The 11,224-nt window shown below is 58.6% G+C and carries 9 protein-coding genes and 2 pseudogenes; 5 read left to right on the forward strand and 6 right to left on the reverse strand.

Translation table 11 applies throughout. The annotated features are described in order from the left end of the window. Nucleotides 1–72: 72 nt before the first annotated feature. The 5 genes and pseudogenes from CKO28_RS24770 to CKO28_RS24790 form a co-directional block, all read right to left on the reverse strand. On the reverse strand, nucleotides 73–495 hold the full coding sequence (locus CKO28_RS24770; RefSeq protein ID WP_200343600.1) for a hypothetical protein: 423 nt from the start codon (nucleotides 493–495) through the stop codon (nucleotides 73–75). A gap of 21 nt (nucleotides 496–516) precedes the next feature. Then, nucleotides 517–2,070 (reverse strand): MBOAT family O-acyltransferase, encoded by a 1,554-nt coding sequence (locus CKO28_RS24775; RefSeq protein ID WP_200343602.1) that lies wholly within the window; start codon nucleotides 2,068–2,070, stop codon nucleotides 517–519. A gap of 574 nt (nucleotides 2,071–2,644) precedes the next feature. Continuing rightward, a pseudogene (tnpC, locus tag CKO28_RS24780) lies at nucleotides 2,645–3,751 on the reverse strand (IS66 family transposase); the annotation flags it as partial. Between the two features lie 30 nt (nucleotides 3,752–3,781). Continuing rightward, entirely contained in the window at nucleotides 3,782–3,979 is a 198-nt protein-coding gene (locus CKO28_RS24785) for a DUF6444 domain-containing protein (RefSeq protein WP_200343604.1), read from the reverse strand. Nucleotides 3,980–4,100: 121 nt separating this feature from the next. After that, the gene (locus tag CKO28_RS24790; protein ID WP_200343606.1) at nucleotides 4,101–4,952 is read right to left on the reverse strand and encodes a glycosyltransferase; all 852 of its coding nucleotides are present in this window, start codon (nucleotides 4,950–4,952) and stop codon (nucleotides 4,101–4,103) included. Nucleotides 4,953–5,855: 903 nt separating this feature from the next. On the opposite strand from CKO28_RS24790, the gene CKO28_RS24795 reads away from it, so the two are divergent. The 3 genes from CKO28_RS24795 to CKO28_RS24805 all read left to right on the forward strand — a co-directional run bounded on the left by CKO28_RS24795 (nucleotide 5,856) and on the right by CKO28_RS24805 (nucleotide 9,324). Continuing rightward, nucleotides 5,856–7,301, forward strand: a complete 1,446-nt coding sequence (locus CKO28_RS24795) for an oligosaccharide flippase family protein (protein ID WP_200343608.1) — start codon at nucleotides 5,856–5,858, stop codon at nucleotides 7,299–7,301. 60 nt (nucleotides 7,302–7,361) lie between these two features. Continuing rightward, a complete protein-coding gene (locus tag CKO28_RS24800; protein WP_200343610.1) occupies nucleotides 7,362–8,324 on the forward strand; it encodes a glycosyltransferase family 2 protein in 963 nt (320 codons plus the stop codon). Nucleotides 8,325–8,400: 76 nt separating this feature from the next. Next, nucleotides 8,401–9,324 (forward strand): sulfotransferase, encoded by a 924-nt coding sequence (locus tag CKO28_RS24805; RefSeq protein WP_200343612.1) that lies wholly within the window; start codon nucleotides 8,401–8,403, stop codon nucleotides 9,322–9,324. Between the two features lie 112 nt (nucleotides 9,325–9,436). On the opposite strand, the pseudogene CKO28_RS24810 reads toward CKO28_RS24805, so the two are convergent. Then, nucleotides 9,437–10,294: pseudogene (locus CKO28_RS24810) on the reverse strand (IS1634 family transposase); the annotation flags it as partial. 121 nt (nucleotides 10,295–10,415) lie between these two features. On the opposite strand from CKO28_RS24810, the gene CKO28_RS29490 reads away from it, so the two are divergent. Then, a partial coding sequence (locus tag CKO28_RS29490) for a transposase (RefSeq protein WP_367575759.1) occupies nucleotides 10,416–10,719 on the forward strand: 304 nt, incomplete at its 3' end. Nucleotides 10,720–10,992: 273 nt separating this feature from the next. Beyond that, nucleotides 10,993–11,224: transposase family protein (locus CKO28_RS24820; RefSeq protein WP_200343625.1), on the forward strand; the 232-nt coding region annotated here is incomplete at its 3' end.

Below are 11,224 nucleotides of genomic sequence, written 5' to 3' on the forward strand. Positions count from 1 at the left end.
TCCCGCGCCGTTCGCATCCAGCCAAACCCGGACTCGTGCTGTTTGAAGCCGCCTCGACGCGGAATCGCGACGCTATTCTACGGCTATGCGCCGCACATCGCTGGACCGCGGCACTGAATTAAGCAGGGTTTCAAGCGGAGCTCCATGCTCAAGCCGATGGTCGAGATATGCCGTCAAAGCCGTCATGTGCCCGCCCGTGAGAGCCGCGTTGTAGGCGCAGTCGGCGCAGCCCAGCAGTTCTGCCGTCGTGGCGGGTGAAAGCCCGAACGCCGCCCGCGACGACCCATAGAGCATCACTGGCGCCTCTCGCCGAACCAGATCGACGGCTTTGAACAGGTAGTTGTAATCGCGGCGTTCGGTCTTGGCCGCGTTGAAGCCCGGCACGTCCACGAGGCGCCACACCCCATAGGGGTCAACGATCACGTTGAACGTCGCGATCGTGGTCAAAAGCGCGGCCACACAAGCCAACAAGATCGTATTGTAGCGGCGGAACATTGCCTCGCACACCCGTTTTGCCTAGAATTGGAAATAGAGGAACTCGGCGACCTTTGTCATAGACGTTATGGCCACGACCCCGATACCTGCGACAGCGATGGCCCACGCGATGTCGGGTCGCCAGGTCAATGCCCCCGGCGCAATGGACTGCCCGCTTTGTCGAAGGACCGGACGATAGCGCCTGAAAAGCGCCTGCGTGTTCGGAAATCTCCAGGTGACAAGGGCCGCGCCCAGCAGATAAAGCACCTGTTCCTTCCCGCCGAAGGTACCGGCATCACCGAGAAAGACGACGCCAAGGTCAGCCAGCAGCTGCCGCCACGGGCCCACGTAGCCGGCGTATCCCTCAGGCAAAACCACCCCGTGGAGCCCAATCATCCCCGCATAAATGCGCCCCGCGGTTCCAATGTCTTCGGCCCTGAAGGGGACCCAGGCCATGACGACGAGCAGGAACGTCAAAGCAATGGCGACAGGCGCCGGCACGGTGACCCGCAGCCATTCACGGCGCCCTGCTATCGCCTGACCCAGGTGGTTGACCAGCAGGTAGACTCCGTGTAGCGTTCCCCAGAGTACAAACGTCCACCCCGCGCCATGCCAAATTCCACCGATCACCATGGTGAGCAGCAGGTTGCGGTAGCGTGCCGCCGACCCGTGGCGGTTTCCACCCAGCGGAATGTAGACATAGTCGCGCAGGAATCGTGACAGCGTCATATGCCAATGGCGCCAAAACTCGATAATGCTTTTGGCTTTATAGGGCGATCTGAAGTTCTCCGGGAGCCTTATCCCGAACATACGGGCGAGTCCGATCGCCATATCTGAATACCCGGAAAAGTCAAAATATATTTGGAAGGCGTAGCAGAGCACGCCTGCCCAAGCTTCAACAAATGTTGGCTCAGCCCCACCGGCGGCCGCATCGAACATCGGCGCGGCGTAAGCCGCGACCCCGTCAGCGATCACCACTTTCTTGAACAGCCCGACAGTGAAAACCGACAAACCCACCGCAATATTGCCCCCCTTGAGCCCCCAATCCCGCACGCGGGTGAATTGCGGCATCATCTCTTGGTAATGAACAATCGGCCCGGCAATGAGCTGAGGGAAAAAGCAGACGAATAGTGCATATGAAAGTGGGTCTCGCCCTTTTGTCAAGCCTTTATAGCAATCGATGAGATACGTTATCTGCTGGAATGTGAAAAACGAGATCGCCAAGGGCAAGATTATCCGCCCGACGTGCCAGTCCTGGCCGGTTATGGCTGCGACATTCTCCGCAATGAACCCAGCATACTTGAAATACCCCAAGCAAAGAAGGTTAGCTACGACCCCCAAAAGCAGGATGGATCGCGCGACCGGGACTGCCGCAAATCTCTCGCTCAGCGCCGTCAGGACACGGCCCAGAGCAAAGTTCACGGCCACCGAAGCGAGCAGCAGCGGCAGGTAGCGCCAGTCCCAGTAAGCGTAGAAGAAAAGCGACGCACTGACGAGCCAGACCATCGCGCTCCGTGGGCTTTTCGAAAGGGCATGAAACCCCACGAGCACAGCCGGCAAGAAAAGAAAGATGAAAGGCAGCGAGTTGAACAGCATTGGTGTCTCAAGAAGCTTACGGTTGGCTCATAGCACAGCAAGACATCCGCCCGCGACCGGCTGCCGGGGGAGCTGCACCTCCAGACATGTCGCCTGAAAAGCCTGCCTCGTGTGTCGGAAGCCTGTCGCGCTGGCCTGTTCAAGCCCGACGACGCCGTTACACATCAAATCCAGCCGGCGGAGCTGCTGCGGGAGCAGTACCCGTTTGATATCCCGAACGCCGGCCGGCGTCCGGGCACGCGTGCATCGCTGCGATACTGGGAATGGCTAATTTCCTTCATTTGAAAGCCGCCTTCGTACCCGACGCACTACCATGTACAAAACGTCAGGTGAATTTGCAATGATCTTTTGTTCAATCAGATTTTCGCGGCGGGGCGCATTTTATACATGACGGTATAAACTAACGTCCGGACAATAATTCGCCTCAATTCTACGATTTCCACGCTGCACCGCCTGTGTCCAATTCATTTCTGTCTGCTCAGGGAACGGCAATTTTGTTTTATCTGCGTAAGAAAGATCGATTACGCTGTAGGGTTGGCACTTGTAATTGCTCAGCCCCCCTGGAGCGAGGCTGTTACGCAGCGGCCGGTAGAATGACGGTGTGACCAGTAAGGACGCGGCGGATCGCGGCGAGTGGGCTGAGACCGTATAGCCGGCCCGTGTCGACGACGGAGCGCACGCCGGCGTAGAAGGCGGCACCCCATTCTGCGTTGAATCCCAGGGTCACCTTGCGGAAGATTACCGCCGGGCGGAGGTAACGCTCGCTGGCGTTGTTGGTCGCCGGCACACCCGGGTTATTGATGCACAAGAACAGCTCGGAGCGCACGCGCCGGATCTGCCCGCGCAGCTTCTCGCCGGCGCGGCTGTCCGATGGCCGCGTGACCAGGTCGTCGAGATCGCGGTCGAGGCGACATCGGTACTGGTAGAGGGTGTTGTCCTGGAGCTCTTCGCGCCGCCGGGCGATGTCGATAGCGCGCAGCAGGAGGTCCTTGAGCGGCGGGGCGAACACCGTGTCGCCGGCGTCGATCGCGTACTGCGCGTCCCGCAGCAGGTGGGCGAGGCAGAGCTGCCGGCTTTCACCGTGCCCGGTCTGCGCGGCGAAGCGGTCGGAGACCCAGACCGCCGGGACGTGCTCGCCGAGCACCTCCCGGACGACCGCCTTGCCGCGGCTGGGCGCCACCTTGTGCAGCACCGCCGTGGCGCAGCCGAACACCCACTGCCAGTATTTCCGACCAGCCACCCGGGCGCCCGTCTCGTCGCAGCCGATCACGCCGGCCTGGCGCAGCTCCGCGGTGATGTCGGCGACCGCGGCGTCCACCTGCTCCTTGGCGCGCGAGAGGATGTTGGCGATCGCGCCCTCGCTGATCGACACGCCGAACATATCCAGCATCAAAGCCGACAGACGCTGGTAGCTGATGGCGTGGATGGTGTGCAGGTAGATCACCTTCTCCTCGACGCTGCGCCCGAACGGCGAGCCGGGCTTGAGCCCGTCCGGCGGGGTCGCGGCGAAGCGCTCGCCGCAGCACGGACATTCGCCCTGGTACTGATGCACGCGGGTGACGTCCGGGCGCACCGGCGGGATCTCGATGCGGTCGTAAAGGTCTTTGAGGGTCTGATGCTCTGGGCCAACGTGGCCGCCGCAGCTCGGGCAGTTGTTGGCCGGCGCCGTGACCGTGCGGTCCGGGTTCGGCTCAAGTGACCGTGCCTGACCCTAGCCGCCCTTGCCGGATTTGCCCTTACCCCGCTTGTTCGGCTTCTCGTCCTGCGACGGCGGGCGCGAGGAATTCCGCGCGGTCTTGCGCGGCTGGTTCAGCTTGGCCTCGACCTTGGCCAAGCGCTCCTCCAGCGCCATGATGTAGTCGACCAGTTCGTCCTTGGAATGCTGCTTCAGCTCTTCCCGCCGAGTCATACCATTCTGGAATCATACCAGAGTCCGGGCGTAAAGAGCTGACCCGAGCTGCTGCTGGACTGATCCGGCGGGCTAGAAACTCACGGGCCGACCCCCGGGGGTGAGCAGCTACTGGCACTTTTCACTGAACGGGCCCTTCCAGCGATGCACCAAGCTCGTTGAGCCATCTTTCCAATAGATCGATTCGTTGATCCCAAGTATTTTCCAATGCGACACGTCGACGCATATCAGATGTCCCAACTCCGCCCGAATTCACTGCTTTGCGTAAACCCGCTATCCACTCGTCTCCCCCATCTCGTATGTCAATCACATGGCCAAATGGCTGAACGGTCTGAAGTGGTGTTGAAATCACTGGCTTCCCTGTAGCCAAATACTCATGCATCTTGAGTGGATAACCTGCGCTCCACCAATCCTGCTCTCCTTGTCGATATACCATTGACAATACGTCCATCGCTTGTACGTAGGCTGGAATCGATGTATGAGGCCTATAACCTAGAAGATGCACATTTGGCCGACTTTTCAGTCTTTCCAGCAGCTCACCGTAACCTTTAGAATGTATGACTTGCTCGTATATCTCTCCAACAATAATCCATTGAAACTTCGGTTCAACCTCCGCCAACTCGTCGATCAGCGCGAGGTCCACCTTAATGTTCACTCGGCCGAAGTATCCGACGCGGGGGCGCGGGATATGGCAAATGTCCCTTGGTTCCTGCCCGGATGGCGTGTTGTAAGCAGTATAATCAACGCCGTTCGGCAGTACGCGAACATCGCGTCGCCCCTGCTGTCGTAGCCCGTCCGCGATCGGATCGGAGGAGGCCAAAACCAAGTCAGCTACCGCAAGAAGCTCTTTCTCTCTGTTATCCGAAAACGACTCTCCTTCACGCGAAGCGTTCGAGAATTTGTCATAAGCATGGTAGACTAATAGATCGTAATCTATATATCCCGCGAGTGCCAGGTGTTTTGGTCCGAACAAATATAGAATTCGGGGTCGACTTGGCGGCGCTGCCGCTAAGAGACGTCGCGCGTAGAAACGGAGAACACGTTCTTTATAGGATCGAGGTCGTCCTTTAAGAGGCGGTACCCGACCGGGGAAAAGGCATTTCACGCCGTCATGTTCTTCAACTCTCGGGAACAGAGAAGCGCCGTCCCAGAGCGCTGCTTCTCTATCCCATCCCGCTATCGGACCGGAGGTGTAGACGACCGGCCACCCGCGCCCTGCGAGCCTCGATAAAATTTGCTGACGGTTCCGCCAGGGTGCCGTCCACGCGTTAGGACCAATCGAAATCAAACAGGACATTACGCTGCGCCCCCAGTCGTCGAAACAAGAGGATCTGAGCCGATCATCATGGCAGGAAAACTCGGTGATGTCCGGCTATGCAAGCTTCTGATCCCCTTGCGCGTGCAGCGCATATGTCCTGGTCGCCCATGTGCCCCTAATTAGCCCGCCCAGCTGAGTGCACGGGATCCAGAGGACGATGGCCCGGGAGATGGCCAAGCCCTTGTCCGACTTATGGTCTACTTTGGACGCCCATTCCGCCGATTCGAGGCGCCAGGCTGACTTGAGATCCCGCAGCAAATTTTCCCCCGGGACCATCGGCTGCAGCTTGGCGAGCGGGTCCGGCCACACATGCAAACCGGCGCAACGTTCTCGGGCGCCGAACACAGCTGTCAGGACTATGCACCCCCTAATCAAGGCGTCTCTGCCGTTAAGCTTACCCCGATCGCTCAGAAGCGCGAAAATTTCTCTACGTCCTCTCGGTATGGCCCAAGCTGGTAGACGCAGACTGGCCAGAGTGAACCGTTTCATATAGGAAACTTTGTTCTTTAGCGTGCCTATCATAGGGCGGACACGTTAGCAAAGTCTCAGGGAAACGACGTGACCCTACGCAAGAGCCTAGCTTGGTCTTTCAGCCAGGAGTTCATCCAGAAGGGCGTGCGAATCGCCGGTTCGATCATGATTGCGCGGCTGCTGACGCCGGACGAGGTTGGCGTCTTTTCCATCGCAATGGCAGCCAATTTCCTCCTCAACTCGGTCCGCGAATTCGGCGTTGGGACGTACCTGATCCGGGAGCCAGAGCTGACCTACGACAAGGTGCGGACGGTCTTCGGACTGACGCTTTTGATCCAATGGACGCTCGGTGCCGCGCTCCTATTGCTCCGCTTTCCGATCGCGGACCTCTATGGACAGCCCGGCATCGCGGATGTGCTCGCGTTAGTGGCGATCACCTTCTTCTTTGCACCCTTCGGCCAGCCCGCCATAGCGCTCCTCCGCCGTGACATGCGGTTTGACCAGCTACATCATATCGGCACGGCCGAGGTGCTGGTCGGAACCGGGACGGGTGTGTGGCTCGCCACGCTCGGATACAGCTACATGGCACTCGCGTGGGGGCTTCTCGCCAGCACCGTCACCCGAGTGGCGCTGACCCTTGCGGCGCGCCGCGACCATCTGCGCCTCCGCCCGGGCCTGCGGCATTGGCGCGAGGTCCTGCAGTTCGGTGGCTGGCTTACTGTTGCGGGGCTTTTCGGTACGATCGCCGTCGAGGGGCGGAAGCTAGTGCTGGGCGGAATCATCAACCCTGGCACGGTCGCGCTGTACGAGCGCGCCCAGATGATCCCGCAGATGTCCCGACAGACTTTATTCATGCCTGTGGGACGCGTCTTGCTCCCGTCATTCTCCAAGAATGTCCGGGAAGGGGTCTCGATCGGCCCCGGTGTGGAGATGTACGTCGCGGCCACAACCGCCATAATCTGGCCCGCCTTCCTGACAATCGGCTTTATCGCCGTGCCGGTCACGGTCCTGCTCTTCGGCGACAACTGGCGGACCGCGGGCGAGATTCTCCCCTACATTCTCGGCAGTGCTGCGATCGTCGCGGCGCTGCCGCAACCGGAGCAGGTCCTGACACCGCACGGCGCGGTCCGGCGCCTTGCCGCGATCCGGTTCGTACAGGTGACGGGGGCACTATCCTTTGCCGCATTGGGATCGCTCCATAGCCTTGAGCTATTTGCGGCTTTGCTGATCCCGACTGCTGCAGTGTTTTCTCTTGCCGTTTACCTCTCGATCCGTTCAATGATGGGGACGGGTCTTCGGCGCCTAGCCCCGTTCTATGCCAAAGCTGCAATTCTCAGCGCGCCATGCGCGGCACCGGCGTTTTGGGCCTACATCGAATATGGCAACTCGCTACCAATAGGGCCGTTGCTCGCCGCCGCTGGCAGCGCTGTACCGATTTGGTTTGCTGGACTATTCATTTTGCGTCACCCACTTTCCGGCGAGATAGCTCCTATGGTAGCATGGCTGCACTCTCGCGTGAAGCCACCCAAGTAATAGCCTAACCCGGCATGATCCCCATAGTGGAAACCGCTTTACAGCTTGGACTCAGTGCACATGATTTCCGTCATTTTCGCCAGCCACAATGGCTCCCGCACCCTTCCACTCACACTCGCCTCTTTCCGTGCCCTGAACCGGCCATCCTGTGGCGTCGAGTTCATTGCCATCAACAACGCAAGTAACGATTCTACCACCGAAATATTGGAATCGTACCGAAGGTATATTCCAATAAAGATATTGAACGAGCCCCGGCCTGGGAAAAGCTTTGCAATTAACTTAGGTATTCGGTCCGCCAAGGGCTCACTTCTCGTGTTTACCGATGACGACATCGTCGCGGACCCCAACTGGCTAACCGGCTATATTGATGCGGCTGACACCCACCCAGACGTTTCTTTGTTTTCTGGACAAGTACGACACTACTGGGAAATGCCGCCCCCCGAATGGCTAAGAACGCTTGCATTAGAAGGCCGGTCTTATGCGGGAACGCCCTCCAATCTTTCAGACGGTCCCGTTTCCGTGAAGTACGTTAAAGGCCCTAACTTCATGGTCCGGCAAAAGGTCGTCCAGCACTTAACGTTTTGTGAAGATACTGGGATCAATTTTGTCGGCCAAGGCACGTCTCACGGCGGGGAAGAGACCGCGTTTGTCAAACGCGCCTTAGCTTCCGGCTTCGAGTTACACCATGTCTCCGCCGCTCGTGTTCAACACATCGTGCGCAAGGAACAAATCGGCATTTTACCCGTTTTTAAGCGCTATGTAAGGCTCGGTCGTGCAGGGTTTCTACAAAATGAAAGAACTGATACCTACAATGGTCCACGAATTTTTGGGTATCCGCGTTATCTATATAAAATGATACCTAAAGAGATTGCCCGTATTGGGTACAAGTGGATTATAGGACGTCATAATGAAGGCGCTAATGCATTGCTAGATTTGGCGTTCATTTGTGGAAACGAAATTGAGAGGCAAAAACGAGCACAAACAAGTGTCAGCCCCATAATCGTTGAACATAAAAATGATTGAATGTCTAAACCGCTTCACGAATTCGCAGAACTATAGCGGCTTATATATACCTTGTACGGGGCAAGGAGAACCGGGCATGTGGACACCCTATCGATTAAGGCGAGTAAAAGAAATTTTCACAGGCACTCATGAGGGTCGTGAAACCACACGACAATCAACAGTGCATGCTCGCAACTTGTCTGAGCGTATTCAGACCCTTAAAGTGCGAAGCGAGTTTGAGAAAGAAACATCGACTGACATCGAAGAGCCGATTTTTGTTTGTTCGGCAGGGTGGCGGTCTGGGTCAACACTGCTACAGAGGATGCTGATGGCTAATGAAAGAGTATTGATATGGGGTGAGCCGTTTGATCGCTCAGGGATAGTCCAAAAGTTAGCGGATATGTGTCGGCCATTCACATTTGAATGGCCCTCATCGAACTTCATTTTTGAGAATATTGGAAGCAATAGAATATTGTCGGAGGAATGGATCGCAAATTTGTATCCATCTTTATCCGATTTCAGGGGAGCTCATAGAGATATGCTTTTGAGGTTATTTAAAGAGCCGGCAGAAAAAAATGGTTATGAGTATTGGGGACTTAAGGAAGTGCGATTTAGTGTCGCTCAAGCCGAATATTTGCAGTATATATTCCCGAATGCGAAGTTTATTTTCATTGTCAGGAACCCGGTTGATGCATACAAGAGTTACCTGCCGTGGAGAAGGTGGTTCAAAGAATGGCCCGAGCGACCCGTCTTGACGCCATTTGAGTTTGGCCGAGTGTGGAATGAAAAGGTAAACGATTTTGTAAGAAACTCTCACAAGGTGAATGGTCTGTTAATACGGTATGAAGAATTGGAAGGAAGGGTGAAGGATATTGAAAATTTGGTTGGCTTCAAGGTTTCAAAACCGTCGATGCTTGAGAGAAACAAAGGCACACCCGGGCAGGAAAATGAAATTCATGGTCTTGAGAAATTTATAATAAATTTAATTACGTTTCAGGCTCAGAAGAAAGTAGGGTATTAGTTTTACTCCTGCTAAACTTATCTTCAACAGCCGCTTCCAGCAGCTTCCTGATTTTGCCGATAGAATCGGCCTGCCGGCTGGCTTGTGGCATCACACCTCCCGGGTGGCGCAACTACGCGATTTCGGCGGTTCGGCCCTCCTTGCCGAGGTTCCGGAACAGAGGCGGTAGCGCGACGCCGACGGCCTTGCAGACCTCACCCGCGCAGCCCTGGGCGTGATCGCGCAGCACGAAGTGCTGCTCGCCGTCCCGCACTTCCGTCTCGTGGATGGCGTCCAGATCCCGCAGAATCTCCGGCCATTCCGCCGTGACGCCGGCGGCGGCGAGGCGCTCCTCCAGCTCCTTGCGCAGCACGAGCGCGAGGAACGAACAGAACACGTGCCCGCGGATCGCGGCATCGGATTGGTGGTAGATCGGCCGCGTGCGCAGGATCGCCTTGGCAGTTCTGAAGATCTGTTCCACCAGCCAGAGCTGGCGGTACTGGCGGGCCACCTCGGCGGCCGGGAGGTCGGTGTTGGTGCGCAGCACACTGATGCCGTCGAACTTCGCCTCCGCGGCGATCCGGTCGTCGTCGATCTCGAAGTGATCGTCGCCCACGGTGCGCAGGAAGCGCCGGTAGCCGCTGTTACCGACCAGCGCCTTGTCGCCCTGGCGCAGCTTGTCGCGCAGCCCGGCGACCATGGCCTCGCGCGCCTCGGCGTCGTGCTCGGCCTGCTCCGGGTTCCGGCAGACGACGTAACGCCTGTCGTCGACGTGGACGTCCTTGATCTCGATGTCCGTGCTCTCGTGACCGATCCGCGGCAGCGACAGCGGGATGAACCCGCGTCTGTCGTCGAGAACCGCCTGCTGCACCTCCTTGTCGCGCCGCTCGCGGGTGCCGAGGATGTAGCCGATGTTCCGCCGTTCCAGCTCGGCAACGGTGGCGCTGGAGACCATGCCGCGATCGGCGACGACGCAGACGCGGTCGATGCAGAAGCGCTGTAAGCGTGCGCCGAGGACTGCCTACCGTGGCGTGATGGAGTGTGCGTGAGATGGGCGTTCGGGCGCGGGTGGCGCTCGTAACGTCATTATTCACGTGGGTAGTACCATCACGATGGAACGGGTTGAGGTGATCACCGGCCGCCGCCGACGGCGACGCTGGTCGTGGGCGGACAAACAGCGGATCGTCGCCGAGGCGTCCATGCCGGGGGTGTGCGCGAGCGCGGTCGCGCGGCGCTACGACATGCAGCCCCAGCAGCTCTTCCAGTGGCGCCGCGAGGTCCGGGAAAGTCAGGGCGTGCACGGCACGGACCGGTTCGCGGCCGTTCGCCTAATCGCCGGACATGACGCCGGCCGAGCGCATGAGCCTGAGCCGGCTGCACCGGATGAACGCCAAGCCGCCGGCACGGTGGAGATCCNAGATCCGGCTCGACAACGGTCGCGTCCTGCGGGTTCGGGAGACGATCGCGCCGACGGCGCTGATGCGCCTGGTCGCCGCGGTCGAGCAGGCATGATCAGCGTCCCGCCCGGCACCCGGGTCTACCTCAGGGCTGTTCAGTGTTCCAAGGTAGAGTGAGTGGCGTCGCGTGAGGCGAGTCCGAGCGGCGGGTCATCCATCAGAAACGAGTCTTTGCGAACTCGCTGAGATGTGACTCCTGGGTTGGCAACTCTGAACAGCGTACGGAGTTGCCATGATACCGTTTCCGTGCCTCTGGGAGGCCCTCCAAGACGTCACCGACCCGCGCGGCGCCCGGGGGCAGCGCTATCCTTTCACGCCGTTGATGGTGTTCACGGTGCTGGCCGTGCTGGCGGGCGCGCGGTCGTACCGCGACGTGATCACCTTCATCCGGGAACGGCGCCATCAGCTCAATGAGCTGTTCGGCACGCGCCTGACCCGGGCGCCCGCGCTGAACACGCTGCGCG

The organism is Rhodovibrio sodomensis, from assembly GCF_016583645.1.
GTDB classification, from domain to species: domain Bacteria; phylum Pseudomonadota; class Alphaproteobacteria; order Kiloniellales; family Rhodovibrionaceae; genus Rhodovibrio; species Rhodovibrio sodomensis.